Genomic DNA, 19,959 nt, shown 5'->3' on the forward strand with positions numbered 1-19,959 from the left:
GATAATGTTATCCGCAGGCCGCACAGCGGCCCGCTTTCCGGCTTACCGCGAGCGCAGCGAACCGTGCAATTCTCCGTTGCCAACCTGGATGTCCAATAGCGAAGCGACACGCCTTGCGATCAGCTCAATATCAAAAGCCGCCGCTGAAACCGGACTAAAATCAAAAATGGACTGCTGTGAAGCATTGGCTTCTGCCACGCTCTCGTCGCGGTGCACCACGCCCAATAATTTATCGTCGAGGCGCTGCTGCATAAAAGCCGTTACGTCCCGACTTATATTGCGACGTGTATCACTCTGGTTCAGGACGAAATAGTGTCCCGCTTTATTATTTAACGCTTTGCCGATCATTCGGTTATTTTCAATATGCGGTAACAGTGATACCGAGGCGGTATCCGCTAACATCACCACCAGATGTAAATCGGCTAATTCGGCCACCGCTTTCAGCGCCGGATTCGGGCCGGGCGGAAAGTCAGCCACAATCACCAGGCCGGGATAATTCAGCAACGTGCTCAGGCCGCGCGGTAAAAAATGCGCATCCTGCGTGAGATGATCTTCGAAGCGCACCCGCTCCTCTTCCGTTACGTCGCCGTAGGGCAAGACGAAGACGTTGCCGCCGGTGGTCAGCACCGCCTGGCTCCAGTCCGGATTTTCAGCGGATCGCGCCACAAAGCCGCGCCCGTCAGATAAGGGAACGCCGAAGTGCAGGCGCAGCGCATTTTGTACGTCAAAATCGATTGCCAGTACTTTGCTGCCGGAGCGCGCCAGCGCCCAGGCGAGATTAGCCGCCATCGTGGTTTTACCAACGCCACCTTTCGGTGAGCAAACACAAACTAACGGCATAGGGCGATCTTCTCCAGTAACGGTTTGAGTAGCGTCTCTTTCGACAGCATCACCGGCTCAGCGGGACGCGTACGGAATAATCCCCCAAAACGGCCAGGCGCAGCAGGCGGCGGCGTCGGCATGCCAACAGGCGGCAGTGCCGCAGCGGGTGCTGGCTGAGCCACCGGCGCAGGTGCAGCGGGCCGCGAAGGCACCGCGGTGGCTGAAATCTGCTGCAGCAGCGAACCGGTTGCGGGCGTAGTCTGCACCGCCGCCTGGGCACGCAGCGACGGCAGCGGTGTCACTGGTTTTGGACTGGCCGCCACGCTGTCGAGCAGCAGGCTGCCGGTGCTGACGGTGCGCGCGCTTAACAGCTGCGCCACCACCGGCGCCGTAAAGGCGTCGCTTTTCACCGGCTGTGGCTGAGCACGATCGATGCGCTGACCGGTTTCCAGCACGTCATCGTGATTTTTCTCTTCAGACAGCTGTTGAATAATCGCCCAGCGCTGCTGGTCGTTTTCTAATGACTGGCCTGACATATCCCTGAAGTTGATATCCTGCGTCTGCGTCTTTTCCTTAAAACGCTGCAAATCATCGTAATTTTTCATGCAAATACGTCTGGCCAGTAAGGGAGAGGGAATTTTCGGCGAATATAGCACATTCTGTGCAAACCGTGAGATTAATCTTATAAGTTATTCAGAAGAACGAGAATGAAGTCTTGGGCATTTCGCGGCATAAACGGGTGAAAAAGCGGCAATTGGGGGAATCTGGCAATGATATTAATAAGTCGATCTTAAGTAAAATAAGCGTTCTGTTGTACAGACTCGTCCATATAAAAAGAAAGAAAAACGGGCCAGCCAGTGACCCGTTTTCTTGTTTAGCCTGCCTGCTGCTGTTCATCCTGATCAACAGCGAAACAGGCGATTTGCTGGTCGCCATATTGTTTCAGCTGCGGCTGCAACTGGGTGCAGGGACCAAAGCGGCGTACGCAGCGGGCGTTAAACGCACAGCCCGGCGGCGGATTCAACGGGCTCGGCAGCTCGCCGGTGAGTTTGATACGCTCACGGCGATCATCTGGATTGAGGCGCGGCGTGGCTGATAACAGCGCCTGCGTATAAGGATGGCGCGGGTTGCTGAAAATCGCTTCTTTGGTGCCGCGCTCCACGCAGCGACCGAGATACATCACCATCACCTCATCTGCAATGTGCTCAACCACCGACAGATCGTGCGAGATGAACACGTAAGACAAGCCCAGCTCCTGCTGCAGATCCATCATCAGGTTCAGCACCTGAGCGCGCACTGATACATCCAGTGCGGAGACCGGTTCATCGGCAATCAGCACATCGGGATCGAGCATCAGGCCGCGGGCAATCGCGATACGCTGACGCTGGCCGCCGGAAAACATATGCGGATAGCGATCGTAATGTTCGGTTTTCAGGCCGACCTTCGCCATCATCGCCAGCGTTTTCTCTTTGCGCTCTGCCTTGCTCAGGCTGGTGTTGATCACCAGCGGCTCTTCCAGAATCTGGCTAATTTTTTTGCGCGGGTTCAGCGAGCCGTACGGGTTCTGAAACACGATTTGAATTTTCTGCCGACGCAATTTCTGCGCCTGCGGATCGTGCTTGAGCAGATCCTGGCCGTGCCAGTAAAGCTGCCCTTCGGTCGGCGTTTCAATCATGGTCAGCAGACGACCCAGCGTCGATTTACCACAGCCCGATTCGCCCACTACCGCCAGCGTCTTGCCGCGCTCAAGATTAAACGAAACGCCATCCAGCGCCTTCACCAGCCGCTCTTCACCAAACCACCCTTTTTTCACCGGGTAGTGTTTTTTCAGATCGATCGCCTGCAACAGATAATGTTGCTCAGTGGTTTCATGCTTCATAAGTTGGTCTCCCGGCATCATCCAGCGGATAGTGACATTTGGACTGACGCCCCGGAATATCACGTAATGGCGGCTCTTCCGCCCGGCAGCGATCGGTGGCATACGGGCAGCGCGGATTCAGCAGGCAGCCGTTTGGCCGATCGTATTTGCCCGGCACCACGCCTGGCAACGACGCCAGACGCGCTTTATCGACCGCAAACTCCGGCAGTGCCCGCAGCAGCGCCTGCGTATAAGGATGGCGCGGCGCACGGAAGATATCCACTGCCTTGCCGGTTTCCACCACCTGCCCGGCGTACATCACAATAATGTGCTGTGCCGCTTCGGCCACCAGCGCCAGATCGTGAGTAATCAGGATCAGCGCCATGTTCTCCTGCTTTTGCAGCTCCAGCAGCAGCTCGATGATCTGCGCCTGAATGGTCACATCCAGCGCGGTGGTTGGCTCATCGGCAATCAGCAGTTTTGGCCGACAGGCGATCGCCATGGCAATCATCACGCGCTGGCTCATGCCGCCGGAAAGCTGGTGCGGATAAACATCAAGACGCGATTCCGCATCAGGAATGCCAACCTGGTTCAGCAGATCGATGGCGCGCTGGCGACGGGTACGGCGATTGCCGCCCTGATGCACCTTGATCGCTTCCATAATCTGATAACCCACGGTGTAGCAGGGATTCAGGCTGGTCATCGGATCCTGGAAAATCATCGCCACTTCCGAACCCACCAGCTGGCGGCGCTCTTTCTCGGAGATTTTCATCAGATCGCGCTGATTAAACGCCAGCTTCTCTGCTTTTACCTTACCGGGATAATCGATTAATCCCATGATCGCCAGCGAGCTAACCGATTTACCTGAACCCGATTCACCGACAATGCCGACGACCTGGCCCTGTTCAACCTCGTAGCTGATGCGGTCAACCGCCTTGAAAGGTGCCTTTTCGTCGCCGAAATGCACCGATAGTTGATCTACATGTAATAGTGCCATCTCGGAGCCTCTTACTGCTTGAGTTTCGGGTCGAGGGCATCACGCAAGCCGTCGCCCATCAGGTTAAATGCCAGTACGGTAAGCAGAATAATGACGCCAGGAAACGTCACCACCCACCAGGCACTTTGCGCATACTGCAGTACGTCGGAGAGCATGGTGCCCCACTCCGGCGTTGGCGGTTGCGCGCCCATTCCGAGAAAGCCCAACGCCGCCATATCGAGAATGGCGTTGGAGAAACCCAACGACGCCTGCACGATCAGCGGTGCCAGACAGTTAGGTAAGATATTGATGAACATCTGGCGGATCGGACCGGCACCGGCGACGTTCGACGCGGTAACGTAGTCGCGGTTAATCTCCACCAGCACCGCAGCACGCGTCAGACGAATGTAGTGCGGCAGCGCCACGAAAGTCAGCGCGATAGAGGCGTTAACGATCGACGGACCAAAAATTGCCACCAGCACCAGCGCCAGCAACAGGCTTGGCAGCGCCAGCATGATATCGACCAGACGCATGATGGCTGCATCAAGCGCACCGCCAACGTAACCCGCCAACAGGCCGAAGATCACGCCAAACACCAGCGACAGCACCACCACCAGACAGCCCACCAGCAGCGACAACCGCGCGCCGTACATCAGACGCGTTAATACGTCGCGACCGACATCGTCGGTGCCGAGAATAAACTTCCAGCTGCCGCCTTCCTGCCAGACCGGCGGATGCAGCAGCGCATCACGGAACTGTTCCGCGGGCGCATGCGGTGCCAGCACGTTGGCAAAAATAGCGATTAACAGCATCAGAACCACGTAAACCAGGCCAATGACCGCGCCTTTATTACGCTTAAAGTAGTGCCAGAATTCCTGAATTGGGGTCATCGGCTTGGGTGCAGCGGTGACGCTGGCTGGATCAACAATTGACATGATGCCCCCTTATTTCTTGTGGCGAATGCGCGGATTGACCACGCCGTACAACAGATCAACCAACAGGTTAACCACGATAATCAACACCGCGACCAGCAACACGCCGCCCTGCACTACCGGGTAATCGCGGCGTTGCAGTGCTTCAATCAGCCAGCGGCCAAGGCCCGGCCAGGAGAAGATGGTTTCGGTCAGAATGGCGCCTGCCAGCAGCGTGCCGACCTGCAAACCAATCACCGTGACCACCGGCAACATCGCGTTACGCAGCGCATGCACAATGATGACGCGCATACGCGACAGCCCTTTGGCGCGCGCGGTGCGGATGTAATCCTCGCCCAGCACTTCCAGCATCGATGAGCGCGTCATGCGCACAATCACCGCCAGCGGGATGGTGCCCAGCACGATCGCCGGCAGAATCATGTGCATGACCGCGTCATGGAAGTCGCCTGGCTCCCCCCAAATCAGCGTGTCGATCAGCATAAAGCCGGTAAGCGGTTGCGTATCATCAAGGAAAACGGTGTCGCCCACGCGGCCGGAAACCGGCGTCAGGTTGAGTTGCACCGAAACCAGCATGATCAGCATGATGCCCCACCAGAAAATCGGCATGGAGTAGCCGGTCAGTGAGATGCCTACTGCGGTGTGATCGAAGACAGAACCGCGTTTAACCGCGGCCAGTACGCCCACCGGAATACCCACGGCCACGGCGAAAATCATCGCGCAGAAGCCGAGTTCCAGCGTCGCCTGGAAGCGAGGCACAAATTCATCCCATACCGGGATGCGACTCTTCAGCGAAATCCCCAGGTCGCCATGCAGCACCCCGTTGATATAGCTGAAATATTGTTTCCATAGTGGTTGGTCGAGTCCCAGTTGGGCCATCAGTTGCGCGTGACGCTCGGGAGATATCCCGCGCTCACCCGCCATGATCAATACCGGATCGCCTGGGATTAAATGAACAAATGCAAAAGTGAGTAATGTGATACCGATAAACGTTGGGATAACAAGGCCCAAACGTCGGAGTATGAACTGCAACATAATCCGTTTCTCTCGTGACCAGGCAGCCGTAGCCGCAAGGTTAGTTATTGCTTACATCTGACGATCGGGTAGCCCCGACCGCGACGCAGATGGGCTGCGTCTCTACCGTTTCCAGTAAAACAGGGGATAAAACCGGGGCAACTCGCGCCGCCCCGGAAGCAGCAGGATTATTCCTTAATGTCTACCTGAGCAAAGTAGTGGCCGCCAAGCGGATCTACTTTATAGCCGGAGACTTTCTTGCTGACCGGTTCGTATACCGTTGAGTGCGCGATCATCAGCGCCGGGACCTGGTCATGCATTACAACCTGAGCCTGCTTATAAAACTCGATGCGCTTCGCCTGATCGGCGGTGGCGCGTGCTGGCTGAATCTGATCTTCAAACGATTTGTCACACCAGCGCGAGTAGTTCGAGCCATCTTTCGCGGCTGAACAGCTGAACAGCGTTGCCAGGAAGTTATCCGGGTCACCGTTGTCGCCGGTCCAGCCCATCATAACGGTCTGATGCTCGCCCGCTTTCGCACGCTTGAGGTATTCGCCCCATTCGTAGGTCACGATTTTCGCCTTCACGCCAACTTTCGCCCAGTCAGACTGAATCATCTCAGCCATACGACGCGCGTTCGGGTTGTAAGGACGCTGTACCGGCATTGCCCACAGATCGATAGTGAAACCGTCCGCCATGCCCGCTTCTTTCAACAGTGCCTTCGCCTTTTCAGGATCGTAAGCATAATCCTGCACCGCGTCGTTGTAGCCCCACATAGTGGGTGGAATCAGGTTTTTCGCTGGCTGACCGGCGCCCTGATAAACCGCTTCAATGATCGCTTTTTTGTTGACCGCCATGGTCAACGCCTGGCGCACCTTCAGATTATCCAGCGGCTTTTTCTCAACGTTATAAGAGAGGTAACCGACGTTCAGGCCCGCCTGCTCATACAAATTGATGTTTTTATCCAGCTTCATGCGCGCGATGTCAGCCGGGTTCGGATATGGCATCACGTGACATTCGCCTTTTTGCAGCTTGGCGTAACGCACGGAAGCATCAGGTGTAATAGAGAACACCAGACGATCGATTTTTGGCTTGGTGCCCCAGTAGTCGGCGTTGGCTTTGTACAGGATGCGCGAATCTTTCTGGTACTGCAGCAGCTGGAACGGCCCGGTGCCGACCGGATTCAGGTCAACTTTTTCCGGCGTGCCGGCTTTCAGCATGTTGTCGGCGTACTCTTTTGACAGCAGGGATGCGAAGTCCATACCGAGGTCAGCCAGGAAAGGCGCTTCCGGACGCGTCAGCACGAAGCGCACGGTATTTTCATCGACCTTCTCGATTTTGCTGATCAGCTTCGGCATATCCATGCCTTCGAAATATTCGTAGCTGCCGCCAGAAACACCGTGATATTTGTTGTTTTTGTCGAGCTGGCGCTCAAAGGTAAACACGACGTCATCGGCATTAAAATCGCGCGTCGGTTTAAAATCTTTGGTGGTTTGCCATTTCACACCTTTACGCAGGTGGAAGGTATAGGTTTTGCCATCGTCACTAATATCCCACTTTTCCGCCAGCGCCGGATGCAGTTCGGTAGTACCCACCGTGAACTCCACCAAACGGTTATAGATCTGACGTGAGCTGGCATCATAGGTGGTGCCGGAGGTAAACAGTTGTGGGTTGAAGCCTTCAGGTGAACCTTCAGAACAATAAACCAGGGTTTTAGCCTGAACGCCTGCGGCTACGGTCATCGCAATCATGCTCAGACCGACCTTCAGCATCCTGGATTGAGCCAGGGATTTACTCATGCTTATGCTCCAATGTGTGATGTGTTGTTGTGTGCGTGTTGCATTTGCCCGACCTCTGATTTTTTTATGCGGCCGGTGCAAGGAGAGGATGTGAGGTTGACGTGATGAAAAACTGACGCAATCGAATCCGTCAGATAAATCCGCTTTCGCACCCTTATTGACGCATCAATTTGTCAACAGTTGCAACTAACGTCAATACGGCGCAACGGTATTTACACAGAGTGTGAGAAAGTGCAAACAAACATAAAAAAAAGCGAAAAGATGATTTGCCAGTAAATTAATTCAATAAGTTGCCATTAAAGCAGCCATTAATCTGGTCAAACCAGCAATAAGCTAGTGGTTATCATTGCTAAAAAACAATTTCAAATTAAGGCTAAACGACGATGTTATGACCGATTTCGTCTCTGTTTTGCACAACATTCAGCTAAATATGCTGCGCTTTTCGCATAAGAAACAGTCAAATCAGAGAGGAAGATCATAAGTTGGATGCGCTGCGAATTAAGCGTTCGAGGAAGAGCCGACAAGGCCTGCGGAGCATCAAGGCAATAAAAACCGTCTCAAAAATAACAGCGATGGTTGGCAGGGTTAAATATGGCGTATTGCTGTTCCCCTAACGGAATACACTAAAGAGCGCAAAAAGGATTTTCTTATAGTTCATCGGCGCGATATCAATAATGACTTTACGTCGGTACAAAATAAAATCCTCTGGTAATAAGCACTATTTTCGGCAAATTATCGCGCTATATGGTTGTTTTCTTGTCTTATTTATTTACATCAAAAACGACCAGCCTCTCTCGACCAACCCTTTTGCCATTCCGGCATGACCCAATCCGCAACCGCTCTTAAGCGATTGTCATTACGCCCCCCTTTCATCCCTTTTCATTCCCTTTTTTTACCTGGCCTCACCTGAGCGAAGATCCCAATCTGCACTCAATTTCCCCCACCTTGTTTTCCAGCTCTCGCCCTTTCTGGCTCTGGCTTGAGTTCTGGTTCTGGTTCTGGTTCTGGTTCTGGTTCTGGTTCTGGTTCTGGTTCTGGTTCTGGTTCTGGTTCTGGTTCTGGTTCTGGTTGTGGCTTTGGCTTTGGCTTTGGCTTTTGATTTTTGTCGTTGTGGTTTTGACCTGGGTTTTGACCTTGAGGAGGCATCACCACCGCCGAGGCAAAAGCGTTTTCCAGGGCGAGCCGCAGGGATGCGGCGAGAAGGTGCGTTGAGCCGGGAGCGAATCGCGCCTGGTCCGTCAGGAAAAGGATTTTGCTGAGGGCACCCGCCTTTGGCGGGCGGTTATGTTTGCCGGATAGCGTGGGTGCAGGGCCGGGGCGACTGCCGGCCCTGCTCGGGCAGGCTTTAGCCTGTACGAAAGAGCTTTTGACCTTAAGACGTTGACCTTAAGACGTTGACTTTAAAAGGCCGGCCGCCTACATCAGGCCAGACCAACCCCCACTCAAATTCCAGACGAAAAAAAGCCCGCTTTTTCAAGCGGGCTTCTTATTCTTAAATATGGTCGGCGAGAGAGGATTCGAACCTCCGACCCACTGGTCCCAAACCAGTTGCGCTACCAAGCTGCGCTACTCGCCGATGCGGGCGCATGTTACTGCGCCGCTATTTGAGCGTCAATGACTTTTTATACTTTGCCTGCCAATCGCCTGGAAAGCGTGCTGTTGCTGCTTCGGCGGCGATTGGCAGCAGAGTCATTAGCTACCGCTATGTGCGCTGGCAGGTGCCTGACACCAGTTGTTGGCAGCTTTAATGCCACCATCCGGTGAGGTATAGCCCAGGCAGCCAAGAATGGTATCAAACAACTCAACGTGACGGTGCGTAGCACCCACGCGCTGCTGCGCCTGTAACCGTTCGAACGCGCTCTTGTTATGGCTATCTTCCAGATACTTGTCAGATGCCCAAACAATCATCGGCACGCGAAACTGCTCTGGCGGTGCCATTTCACGCGGCGTACCGTGCAGGTGCATGTTTTCACTGATCGATTCACCGTGATCGGAGGCATAGAACACAATGGCTTTCTTATCGCGCAGCTGATCAAACACGCTATCGAGCACGGTATCGGTATAGAGCACCGAGTTATCAAAGGCATTGATCAACTGCGCTTTGCTGCAGGTATCATCCACGCCCATACATTCCGGCTTATAGCGCGCAAAGTCACGCGGATAGCGCTGCGAATAGAGATAGTGCGAGCCTTTGGTATGCAGGACCACCAGATGCTTGCCTTTCGGATAGCGCTGCAAGGATGCCTGTAGCTCAGGAATCAACAGCATATCGTCAACGGCTTTGCCCTGATTACGCTTCTCTGAACCAATCTGCTCACGGAAAGAGAAGTTATTGGCGTTGGCATTATCGTAGAACCAGACTTCACTCTGCATGGCGAACAGCTCGGAGGTAAAGCCCAGCTCGCGCATCACTGCAAACACGTTCTGCTCTTTCAGCGTGCGGCCCGGGTTATCCATGGTGCCGTTTTCGCGTACAAACATGCAACGCAGCGAGAGCTTGGTTGCGGTATCGCATGACTGGCCGCGGAACGCTACCAGGTTCTTCTCTTTCGACAGCTTCGGCGTGGTATCGCGGTCATAGCCGAGAATACCCATGTGATCCCAGCGCGTGGTTTCACCAATCACAAACACCACGTAGGTGTCGTCGATGCCTGGCGGCGCGACATAGGTGAATTTCTTCGCCGGATCGAGCAGTTCCTGGTCATCCAGCGTCTCGTGAACGCGCGTCCAGGTAAACAGGCCCACCGCAGCCAGCCAGTTAGAAGGCAGGTACGAGTGCGCCACGATGCCGCCGTAGCTCGGCAGATCGATATTGGTGATCTCTTCGTTGGTCTTTTGCAGCTTATCGAAGAAGCGAATCGGCAACCAGACCAGCGCAACCGACAGCGCCAAAATCACCAGCGGCTTCAGACGTTTGCCCGGCGTTTTCAGCTGTTCAAACAGCGTTTCGCGCAGGTTGTTCATCCAAATCATCATCAGCGGTAGCGCGCTGACCAGCACCATCCACAGCACAAAGTGAAAGCCGATCACTTCTTTCGACAGATCGACGTCGGTGGTCATCACCGATGCGACAATCCCGTAGCCAATGACCACGTTGAAAAAGGCCATGTAATAGGCGGCAGCAACGGAAATCAGTACCACAACCGTTGCCAGTATGCGCCATACCAGCTTGCCGCCCAGCGACAACAGGCGCATCAGGAAGAAAGGTAACAGGACGCTGGCAAGGATTTCAGCCACAGCGGAAAACCAATCTGTGGCGTTTGATTTACTAATAAAGGGATCAAATCGGCGGTAAAAGATCGGTAAATTCAACAGAATACCGATATAAAGTGACAGCAAAAGAGACAGCTTTTGCTGTGTTAACGTTTTTATATAATTCATCTGACCTTCTTTCCCCAACGTGGCCGCATAGCGTGTAAACGCTTATCAGACCCTGTCAGGGTGGCGGAGTTCGCACAAACCGTGGTTTAAACGAGGTTAATCATGTTACAGGAGGATTCTGAACGACTTAACAAGCGAAGCGCAGCCGTTGAGAGGGCACAGTAGAACATAATTACGCCAGCCGCGCAGCGAATTATAGTTATCGTCGCGAGTAAATTGTGTGATTTTTATACTAGATGCCGCTGAACCAGTTATAGCCCTGATCTTCCCAGTAACCGCCGGGATTCTGATCGGTGACAAAAATCGCCGCGATGTGCTTGGCATTTTTAAAGCCGAGCTTAGTCGGCACACGCAGTCGCAGCGGATAGCCGTAATCGGGCGGTAACGGTTTACCATCAAATTCCAGGGCCAGAATAGTCTGCGGATGTAGCGCAGTGGCCATATCCAGACTGGAGTAATAGCGGTCGTCGCATTTGAAGCCGACATAGCGCGCATGGGTATCGGCACCCACCTGCTGCAACAGCGTGCGCAGCGGCACCCCGCGCCAGTGGCCAATGGCGCTCCAGCCCTCAATGCAAATCAGGCGAGTGATCTGATCGTCCTGCGGCAGACGTTGCAGCTGTTCCAGCGTCCAGGAAGCGGGTTTCGCTACTTTGCCGCTGACTTCCAGCCGATAGTTAGGCACGTCAATCTCCGGCACGTTGTATTCCGGATAAAAAGCGTTGAAGCGAAAAGGCCGGGTAATCTGATCGGGGCGATAGGTTTGCGCCAGCTTGTCACCGCTGAACAGCCACGCCTGCACGCGATCGTTCCAGCGTGACATCGCCCACAGGGCGCGATCTACGCTGTCGCCATCCTGCAGATTACAGCCGGTAAGCATAGAAACCGCACCCAGCGTCAGGCCGCCGCGCAACAGCATGCGGCGCTGTAAATTGATCAGCTGTTTACGCTGATCGGGCTCCAGCGGCCGATTGTCAGCCATCCTGATGTTCCTCTTTTCGCCCACCGGTGATCATCGCCACCAGCGTTTTGGGGACCAGCAGCACCATGATTGCGTGAATGAGCGCAAACAGCAGCACGGCGGCCATACAGTAAAAGTGCACGTAACGGGCGATGTCAAAGCCGCCCATCAGCGCCACCAGCCCGCTGAGCTGCACCGGCTTCCAGATCGCCAGCCCTGACAGCACCAGCAGAAATCCCACCACCAGCACGCCGACATACATCAGCTTTTGCACCGCATTATAACGGCCTGGCGTATGGTGTAATTTGCCGCGCAGCGCCTGCCAGCCATCAATAACCAGCTGGCGCGGCGTAAAGGAGAAGAAATCGCGCCGGAAATGCCCACTGCTCACACCCCAGATCAGGTAGAGCAGCGCGTTGCCTGCCAGCAGCCACATTACCGCAAGATGCCAGGCGATGTGCCCACCCAGCCAGCCGCCGAGAGTCAGCCAGGCTGGAAAGGAAAAATCAAACAGTGGCGAGGCGTTATAAATGCCCCACCCGCTCATGACCATAAGCACCATCACCAGCACGTTGAGCCAGTGGCACAGGCGAACAGGCCAGCTATGTTGGCGATCTCTCTTCACAGGCGCACTCTTTACATTGGCGGTGTTAAGCCATCTTTACCGGCAGAAATGCCACGCGCAACCAGCTTGCCATCGTCGCCTTTCTGACCAAACAGCACCACTTTAGTGCCTGGCTTGAGTAGCGAGGTGTTACCTGGCTCAATCAATACCACGGGCACATCGTCCGGCACGTTAACGGTTTTGGCTTTATCACCATATTTGACCGTCAGAGTACGGCCCTGGCTGTTTACCAGTTTACCTACGGTGCCGTTGGTCATGGTATTGACCTTGCCATCGGCGGATTCAAACGGGTTGAAGCCTTCACCGCTGCCGCGCAGCGAGGGTGCAAAAACGTGAACTTCCAGCGCGCGCAGCGTGCCGTTAGGCTGTGGTACCGCGGCGGTGCCGATAAAGCTGTCGGGTTTGATGTCGCTCATCTGCGCTTTGCTGACGCTGTTAACGCGCGTTTTATCGGTCACGTCGACGCTGAGCTTTTCGCCCTGGCGAGTGGTCAGCTGCAACGTATGGCCGTTGAACTGGTCAATGGTGCCGCGAGTCGGCTTAATCACCTGATCGGCAGGCACGGCGGCAGCACCAAAGGTGGCGAACAGCGAGCCGAGTACCAGCGCACGGAAAGGATGCATCATAAAAAACTCCGGAAAGAGAAAGAGATGTGTGCGTTAAGCGTAGGCAAAGGCGGATAAAGCGGGGTGCAAAGAGTGTATTTAAACGTAACGATAAAACGGTAGCGGACCGGCGAACCGGCCCGCGCGATCATCAATTTTTGATATTGAGGGTCACATCGATGTTGCCACGGGTGGCGTTAGAGTAAGGGCAAACGATATGCGCTGCATCAACCAGCTTTTTCGCTTCCGCTTCGTCCATGCCCGGCAGGTGAATATCCAGCTCAACTTCAATACCGAAACCGGTTGTGATTGGGCCAATACCCACTTTGCCTTCAATAAACGCCTCTTTCGGCAGGGTGATTTTGTCGCGGCCAGCAACAAACTTCATGGCACCGAGGAAACACGCAGAATAACCCGCAGCAAACAGCTGTTCCGGGTTAGTGGCTTCGCCGCCCGCGCCGCCCATCTCTTTTGGCACGCCCAGCTTCACGTCCAGCACGCCGTCAGAGGAGGTCGCGCGTCCGTCACGGCCGCCGGTGGCTTTTGCTTCTGCGGTATAAACAACTTTTTCTAATGACATGGTGAATCCTCTTTTATACGCGATTCAATCGCGAGCGATTTACATGATTAAGGAAGATGATGACGCGGCCACGCTGGCAGCGTTATCGATTTAAGTTATCGCGCAACATATCAAGCTGCGCCTTCAGCGTGCTGATGGTGTCGATATCACAGGAGGATGCGCACTGCACCGCCTGCGGAATCGCCTGCGCCTCTGTTTTCAGCGCCTGGCCTTTGGCGGTTAACGTGACAACCACCTGCCGCTCATCGCGACGCGAACGCTGGCGATTCAACAGTCCGGCCGCTTCCAGTCTTTTCAGCAATGGCGTCAGCGTGGCGGAATCCAGAAACAGCCGTTCGCCAATTTCCGACACCGTAATATCATCCTGTTGCCACAGCACCAGCATCACCAGATATTGCGGATAGGTGATCTCCAGCGGCAGTAGCAGCTGACGGTACACTTTATGCATCGCCAGATTCGCGCTGTAAATCGCGAAACAGAGCTGCTGATCGAGCAGCAGTGGCGCGCCTTGTTCTTTTTTGTCATCTTGAGATGTCGTCATGAAAGAAAATATAGATAGCGCACTACATAATTGCAAACTATTTTTTACCGGGAAGGGTAATAATGAAAGATTCTCTGGAAGAGCAGGCGCGGCAATACGCCACTACCGTGCATGCTGAAGCGGGTCAGCGGCGGAAATATACCGATGAACCTTATATTGTGCATCCTGCTGCCGTGGTCGAGCTGGTGCGCAGCGTCACGGATAATGAGCATCAACTGGCCGCCGCGTGGCTGCACGACACGGTGGAAGATACCGGCAGTACGCTGGCCGACATTGAAAATTTCTTTGGCGCGGAGGTTGCCCGGCTGGTGGGCATGTTAACCGACACCACACAGCCAAAAGCGAAAAATCGCGCGGCGCGTAAGGTGGCGCATTTCCGGCATACCGCGGAGGCATCGCCACAGGCGCAGACCATCAAGCTGGCGGACATCATCGACAATACGCGTGCCATCGTGCAGTTCGACCCGCATTTTGCGCGGATTTATCTGGTGGAAAAGCGCGTGCAGATCGACCTGCTGAAAGCGGGCGATGAAACGCTGTGGCAGCAGGCGTCAACGATAATTGAACGTGGCATTGCCCAGCTCAGAGAGCCGCCTTATAACGTGCCGGAGAGTTGGTTTGCAAAACAGGAAGGAAAGTATCGTTAATTCACGGGGCTGAGTTGGCGTGCGCCACAAAACAATAACCCGCCAGCGGCGGGTTACTTTGCTTTATTCCAGCAACTGCTGGCCGAGGCGCGGGTTGGCATGCAACAGCTGCATCAGTTTGCGTGCGGTAGCCGAAGGCTTCGACTGGCTGGTTTCCCACTTCTTCACTGAGGAAACCGTAACGCCCATCACACGAGCAAACTCGTCAATTTTCATGCCGGTCAGTTCACGCAAACGCTGTGGTTCAGGCACGATTTCAGGCTGGGCCTGGAGAGCAGGAGCCACTTTGATTGTGTCACGCGATAAAACTATCTGCTCAAGGCTGCTGAGCAGTTCACCCATTGGGTCTTTAAACTCCATAGAGAACTCCTTAAAACTCACTATGTACCACGCGAAAGAGACAGAGGTGGGGGCCTGAGGGCCAGGCCCAAAAGCCGGAATGGTGGAGCCCGTAAAAAAGAGAGGAGCATCACAACAACAAACCGGGATCCTAATTATTAGATGAAGAATTATTTTTTGCCTGAGCTTTTTTGACTATTTTTTGATCCTGCTTTCTGGCCTGCCAACCCCCCTTCACCCGACAGAACAGCTAGCAATTTCCATGCCTGAAAATATTCCCATTTACATCAAAGAGCTAGCGCTGAATCGCATCAGTTCTCTGCCTCTTTTTGCAGCAGCCTGCACCAGAAAAAGGCACCTTTTTCTCGCATTTTGCTGCGGAAAAATTACCGATGGTGACGCGATAAATTAAAAAGCCTTGTTAATCAATCCTTAACGAAAATTTCTCCGCTATTTTCCTGAACCACTTCCAGATTGGTTCGGATATTGCCTCTCTTATCCTCATCAACTCTGTGATGCGTGCCGTCGGATTGGCGGGCAAAGGTGAAAAAGTGAGCGAACCAATTCTGGGTGATTCTGCTGTAAGTTCCAGCTCTGCGCTGGAAAAGCTACGTCAGCTGATCCTGCAACATGAAAAGACGCCAGAAGTGGCGCTGCCAGGCGAACGCGAGCTTACCGAACGCTTTTGTGTCGGCCGTAGGGCGCTGCGTCGGGCGCTGGACGTACTGGAAGAAGAGGGTCGCATCTGGCGCAAACAGGGCAAGGGCACCTTTGTCGGCCCCGCTGCCCCGGTTCAGCCGCTGATTTTGCAGGGTTTGCCGCAGCAGTCGAACCTGCTGGAAGTGATGGAAGCGCGCCTGCAGCTGGAACCGGGCCTGGCGCGACTGGCGGCACTGCGCGCCACACGTGAGCAAATTGCCCTGCTGCAACGCCTGAAAGAGCGCATGCATGACATCAGCCTTAGCGATGGCGATCAGCATGAGCTGTGGGACAGCGCCTTTCACCGCGCCATTGCCGAAGCAGCAGGTAACCGACTGATGCTCAGCCTGTTTGACGCCATTGATGCCGTGCGTCGCGATCCGGGCTGGCAGCATTTGCGTATCCGCGCCCGCACGCCAGCGCGTCTCGACAACTACGACAATCATCATCATCAGCTGGTGACGCATATCGCTCGTCGTGAACCGGCCGCCGCCGCCGCGGCGATGCGCGAGCATTTACTGGCGTTGCAGCAGGCGCTGATGGAAGCCATTCATCAGCAGGAGGATCTGACATGACGCTTTCCCCGCACGCTGCCCCGGTGCTGACCATCAACCAGCTACGCGTACAGTTTCGTGGCTCACCGGTTACCGTGCTCGACAACATTTCGCTTAGCGTGCAGGCCGGCGAAACCCTGGCGCTGGTTGGCGAATCGGGCTGCGGCAAAAGCATCACGTCTCTGGCGCTGATGGGTTTGCTCCCGGCCAGCGCCACCATTCTTGAGGGTGAAATGCGCTTTGCTGGCGAGGATCTCCGCCACATTAGCCCGCGACGTTACGCCGATCTGCGCGGCAACCAGCTGGCGATGATTTTTCAGGAGCCGATGACCTCGCTCAATCCGGCGTTCACTCTTGGCGATCAGCTCAGCGAGGCGGTGATGCGTCATCGCCAGGTCAGTCGTCGTGAGGCGATGGCCGCGGCGCTGGAGATCCTGCACAAGGTGCAGATACCGGCAGCAGAGATGCGGCTGAAAGCCTATCCGCATCAGCTTTCCGGTGGCATGCGCCAGCGCATTATGATCGCCATGGCGCTGATTAACCGCCCGCAGCTGCTGATTGCTGATGAGCCAACTACCGCACTCGACGTCACCATTCAGGCGCAGATCCTGGCGTTATTAAACCGGTTGAAAGCTGAAACCGGCACCGCGGTGCTGATGATTACGCACGATCTCGGCGTGGTCGCCGAAGTGGCACAGCGCGTGGCGGTGATGTACGCCGGGCAGGTGGTGGAAACCGGCGATGTCGCAGCCATTTTCAACGATCCCCAGCATCCGTACACCATCGGCCTGATGGCCTCGATTCCCGGCAACGGCGCGCGCCACGGCGATCTGGCCACCATTCCGGGCAGCGTGCCGTTACCGGAACAGATGCCTGCGGGCTGCCGTTTTGCCACCCGCTGCCCGTTTGCGGAAATGCGTTGTCATCAGGCGCGACCGCCGCTGCAGGATATTGGCGTGGCGCATCAGGTCGCCTGTTTTCGCGCGCCGCTGGAACATCATCTGTCGCTGGAGGAGCGTGCATGAGCATCCCTATTCTGGAATGTCGCGATCTGAGCAAAACCTTTTCCGGCCCGCCGCGGCTGTTTCACCGCACCAGCCAGGTTACGGCGGTGGATCGTATTTCATTGCAGGTGCGGGCAGGCGAAACGCTGGCGATAGTCGGAGAATCTGGCTCCGGCAAATCGACGCTGGGCCGCCTGCTGTTGCGCCTGCTCACCGCCAGTCAGGGCGACGTTTTTTATCAGGGCGAGGCGATCACCCAGGCCAGCGGCGCCCGTCTCAACCAGCTGCGGCGCGAACTGCAAATCATCTTTCAGGATCCCTTTGCCTCACTCAATCCACGCATGAACGTGGAGTCGATTGTTGGTGAACCCCTCTGGCTGCATGAATCGCTCTCTCGCGAGGCGCGGCGTGAGCGAGTGCATGAATTACTCCGTACCGTTGGCCTGCCCGCCGCCTGGGCGCAGCGCTATCCGCATGAGTTTTCCGGCGGCCAGCGGCAGCGCATCGGCATTGCCCGGGCGCTCGCCTCCGGCCCCAAACTGCTGCTCGGCGATGAGCCGGTATCGGCGCTGGACGTCTCGGTGCAGGCGCAGGTGGTCAATCTGCTTGAAGGGCTAAAACAGCAGTTTGGCCTGACGTTAATCATCGTGGCGCACGGTCTGGCGGTGATTCGCCACATGAGCGATCGCGTGGCGGTGATGTATCTCGGGCAAATTGTCGAGCTGGCCAGCGTCGAAGAGATTTTTGATGCGCCGCTGCACCCTTATACCCAGGCACTGATCGCCTCAGCGCCGCAATTGCAGCCCGGTGCCAGCCGTACGGTGCCGATGCTGCAGGGCGATCTGCCCAATCCCGCCGCACCGCCTTCCGGCTGCCGTTTTCATACTCGCTGTCCGTGGGCGACCGACGAGTGTCGTCGGCTGGAGCCAATCAACCAGATTTTACCGGGCGGGCGCCAGGTGGCTTGCCATCGCTGGCAGGAGATTAACCGCGACCGCAGCGTCATTACGCTGGCGCCGCCTTCCGCCAATTTTTTGCGTCGCCGCGCCCTGTTTGAGCGGGCCGTTACCCTTAACTCTGTGGAGAAATAACCTGATGAAGCTTCGCCATTCTCTGTTAACCGCCCTCAGCGGCCTGATGTTGCTTGGTGCCAGTGCCCAGACGCAGGCGGAAAGCGTGATCCGCATTGGTCTCGGTGCCGATCCCGATATGCTCGATCCCCATCTGGCGCGCACCTATTACGGACGCTTTGTGTTTGCCGCGATGTGCGATCGTTTGGTTGATATCGATGAGAAGTTGCAGGTGGTTCCCGGCCTGGCCACCAGCTGGGCATGGAGCGATGAGGGGAAAACCCTGACCATGAATCTGCGCGAAGGCGTCACCTTTCACGACGGCGAGAAGTTCGATGCCAGCGCGGTGAAGTTCAACCTCGAACGCGCGCTGACGCTGCCTGGCTCGCTGCGTAAAAGCGAGCTTTCGTCGGTGGAAAGCGTTGAGGTCAGCGGCCCGTTGCAGGTGAAGATTCACCTGAAAACCCCCGATGCTGCGCTGCTCAGCCAGCTGACCGATCGTGCTGGCGCCATGCTGGCACCGCAGGCGGCGGGCAAAGCAGATTTTGTCACCCATCCGGTCTGTTCCGGCCCCTATCAGTTCGACAGCCGCGTACAGCAGGATCGTATCGTGCTGAAGCGCTATGAAGGCTACTGGAACAAGGCGGCCTATCATTTCGACAAGGTGATTTTCCTGCCAATTCCTGACGCCTCGGTACGCCTCGCCAACCTGCGCGCCGGCGATCTCGATCTCACCGAGGGCATCGCCGCCAGCGATGTCAAAACCCTGCAGGGCGATGCGCGTCTGAGCATGGCAAAAGTCACCGGCCTGGGGTATCAGGGCATTACCTTTAACATCGCCAACGGCAAAGTGGACGCCAACAGCCCGCTGAAAGATGCGCGCGTTCGTCAGGCATTCTCACTGGCTATCGATCGCGATGCGCTGAATCAGGTGGTGTTTGAAGGCTTATATACCCCGGCCAATCAGGCCTTCTCTCCGGTCAGCCCGTACCATGTCAAACTGCCGGTGGCACCGCGCAACGTTGAAAAAGCCAAAGCGCTGTTGCAGGCCGCAGGGGTGAAAACGCCACTCAACGTTACGCTGCTGGTCACCAATAATCCCACCGCGCAGCAGGTCGGCCAGGTGATTCAGGCAATGGCCAGCGAGGCGGGATTCAACGTCAATCTGGAGATGAGCGAATTCGCCAGCCTGCTCGATCGCCAGCAGCGTGGCGATTTTCAGCTCAGCCTGTCGGGTTGGTCAGGTCGTCCCGATCCTGACGGCAGCATCTACGCCTTTATTAACAGCAAGGGTACGCTCAATGACGGGCACTACAGCAATGCGCAGGTAGACAGCTGGCTCAGCGAAGCCCGCCGCACCAACGACACTGCGGCCCGCCAGACGCGCTACAACGACGTGGTGAATCAGCTGCAAACCGACATGCCGATCGCGTATCTCTATTTTGAGCCACGCATCTTCGGCATGAGCAAAAAGCTGCAGGGCTTCAAGGCCTGGCCAGATGGTCTGGTTCGCCTTGCCGGTGTCACTCTGGCTCCCTGATGATGAGGTGCATTG

At 55.7% G+C, this 19,959-nt stretch carries 19 protein-coding genes and 1 tRNA gene; 5 read left to right on the forward strand and 15 right to left on the reverse strand.

Annotated elements, in window-relative coordinates:
- Positions 1-42: 42 nt before the first annotated feature.
- From bcsQ to EM595_RS16775, 14 genes are all read right to left on the reverse strand, one after another.
- Positions 43-840, reverse strand: a complete 798-nt coding sequence (gene bcsQ / locus EM595_RS16710) for a cellulose biosynthesis protein BcsQ (RefSeq protein WP_067434735.1) — start codon at positions 838-840, stop codon at positions 43-45.
- On the reverse strand, positions 831-1,427 hold the full coding sequence (gene bcsO, locus EM595_RS16715; RefSeq protein WP_067434738.1) for a cellulose biosynthesis protein BcsO: 597 nt from the start codon (positions 1,425-1,427) through the stop codon (positions 831-833). The genes bcsQ and bcsO overlap by 10 nt, the downstream gene beginning before the upstream one ends.
- 269 nt (positions 1,428-1,696) lie before the next feature.
- Positions 1,697-2,701 (reverse strand): dipeptide ABC transporter ATP-binding subunit DppF, encoded by a 1,005-nt coding sequence (gene dppF, locus EM595_RS16720; RefSeq protein WP_067434741.1) that lies wholly within the window; start codon positions 2,699-2,701, stop codon positions 1,697-1,699.
- Positions 2,691-3,677: a dipeptide ABC transporter ATP-binding protein gene (dppD, locus tag EM595_RS16725; RefSeq protein ID WP_067434744.1), complete on the reverse strand. Its 987-nt coding sequence runs from the start codon at positions 3,675-3,677 to the stop codon at positions 2,691-2,693. The genes dppF and dppD overlap by 11 nt, the downstream gene beginning before the upstream one ends.
- 11 nt (positions 3,678-3,688) lie before the next feature.
- Positions 3,689-4,591 carry a dipeptide ABC transporter permease DppC gene (gene dppC, locus EM595_RS16730; RefSeq protein ID WP_067434747.1) on the reverse strand — a complete coding sequence of 301 codons (903 nt, stop codon included), beginning with the start codon at positions 4,589-4,591 and terminating at the stop codon, positions 3,689-3,691.
- Between the two features lie 9 nt (positions 4,592-4,600).
- Positions 4,601-5,620 (reverse strand): dipeptide ABC transporter permease DppB, encoded by a 1,020-nt coding sequence (gene dppB, locus EM595_RS16735; protein WP_067434750.1) that lies wholly within the window; start codon positions 5,618-5,620, stop codon positions 4,601-4,603.
- A 167-nt stretch (positions 5,621-5,787) separates the two neighbouring features.
- On the reverse strand, positions 5,788-7,398 hold the full coding sequence (gene dppA, locus EM595_RS16740; protein ID WP_067434753.1) for a dipeptide ABC transporter periplasmic-binding protein DppA: 1,611 nt from the start codon (positions 7,396-7,398) through the stop codon (positions 5,788-5,790).
- Between the two features lie 1,499 nt (positions 7,399-8,897).
- Positions 8,898-8,974 (reverse strand) — tRNA-Pro (locus EM595_RS16745).
- Between the two features lie 116 nt (positions 8,975-9,090).
- Positions 9,091-10,779: a kdo(2)-lipid A phosphoethanolamine 7''-transferase gene (gene eptB, locus EM595_RS16750; protein WP_067434756.1), complete on the reverse strand. Its 1,689-nt coding sequence runs from the start codon at positions 10,777-10,779 to the stop codon at positions 9,091-9,093.
- Between the two features lie 232 nt (positions 10,780-11,011).
- Complete coding sequence (locus EM595_RS16755; protein WP_067434759.1) at positions 11,012-11,761, reverse strand: molybdopterin-dependent oxidoreductase; 750 nt, start codon at positions 11,759-11,761, stop codon at positions 11,012-11,014.
- Positions 11,754-12,365, reverse strand: a complete 612-nt coding sequence (locus EM595_RS16760; protein ID WP_067434762.1) for a cytochrome b/b6 domain-containing protein — start codon at positions 12,363-12,365, stop codon at positions 11,754-11,756. Before EM595_RS16760 ends, EM595_RS16755 begins: the two co-directional genes overlap by 8 nt.
- Positions 12,366-12,376: 11 nt before the next feature.
- Positions 12,377-12,991 (reverse strand): hypothetical protein, encoded by a 615-nt coding sequence (locus EM595_RS16765; protein ID WP_067434765.1) that lies wholly within the window; start codon positions 12,989-12,991, stop codon positions 12,377-12,379.
- 130 nt (positions 12,992-13,121) lie between these two features.
- On the reverse strand, positions 13,122-13,550 hold the full coding sequence (locus tag EM595_RS16770) for an organic hydroperoxide resistance protein (protein ID WP_067434770.1): 429 nt from the start codon (positions 13,548-13,550) through the stop codon (positions 13,122-13,124).
- An 82-nt stretch (positions 13,551-13,632) separates the two neighbouring features.
- The gene (locus tag EM595_RS16775; RefSeq protein WP_067434773.1) at positions 13,633-14,091 is read right to left on the reverse strand and encodes a MarR family winged helix-turn-helix transcriptional regulator; all 459 of its coding nucleotides are present in this window, start codon (positions 14,089-14,091) and stop codon (positions 13,633-13,635) included.
- A gap of 62 nt (positions 14,092-14,153) precedes the next feature.
- On the opposite strand from EM595_RS16775, the gene EM595_RS16780 reads away from it, so the two are divergent.
- Entirely contained in the window at positions 14,154-14,738 is a 585-nt protein-coding gene (locus tag EM595_RS16780; RefSeq protein WP_067434776.1) for an HD domain-containing protein, read from the forward strand.
- A gap of 63 nt (positions 14,739-14,801) precedes the next feature.
- Here EM595_RS16780 and EM595_RS16785 read toward each other — a convergent pair whose 3' ends face one another.
- The gene (locus EM595_RS16785; RefSeq protein WP_067434779.1) at positions 14,802-15,098 is read right to left on the reverse strand and encodes an HTH-type transcriptional regulator; all 297 of its coding nucleotides are present in this window, start codon (positions 15,096-15,098) and stop codon (positions 14,802-14,804) included.
- Between the two features lie 545 nt (positions 15,099-15,643).
- Here EM595_RS16785 and EM595_RS16790 point away from each other — a divergent pair.
- From EM595_RS16790 to EM595_RS16805, 4 genes are read left to right on the forward strand one after another with little or no spacing between them, the layout of a single operon-like run.
- Positions 15,644-16,351, forward strand: coding sequence for a FadR/GntR family transcriptional regulator (locus tag EM595_RS16790; RefSeq protein ID WP_067435589.1), 708 nt, complete (start codon positions 15,644-15,646; stop codon positions 16,349-16,351).
- Complete coding sequence (locus EM595_RS16795) at positions 16,348-17,355, forward strand: ABC transporter ATP-binding protein (protein ID WP_067434782.1); 1,008 nt, start codon at positions 16,348-16,350, stop codon at positions 17,353-17,355. The genes EM595_RS16790 and EM595_RS16795 overlap by 4 nt, the downstream gene beginning before the upstream one ends.
- Positions 17,352-18,425 (forward strand): ABC transporter ATP-binding protein, encoded by a 1,074-nt coding sequence (locus tag EM595_RS16800; RefSeq protein ID WP_067434785.1) that lies wholly within the window; start codon positions 17,352-17,354, stop codon positions 18,423-18,425. Before EM595_RS16795 ends, EM595_RS16800 begins: the two co-directional genes overlap by 4 nt.
- Before the next feature lie 4 nt (positions 18,426-18,429).
- Positions 18,430-19,944 carry an ABC transporter substrate-binding protein gene (locus EM595_RS16805; RefSeq protein WP_173645385.1) on the forward strand — a complete coding sequence of 505 codons (1,515 nt, stop codon included), beginning with the start codon at positions 18,430-18,432 and terminating at the stop codon, positions 19,942-19,944.
- The last annotated feature ends 15 nt before the right edge of the window (positions 19,945-19,959 follow it).

The sequence above is a fragment of the Duffyella gerundensis genome, assembly GCF_001517405.1.
GTDB classification, from domain to species: Bacteria; Pseudomonadota; Gammaproteobacteria; order Enterobacterales; family Enterobacteriaceae; genus Duffyella; species Duffyella gerundensis.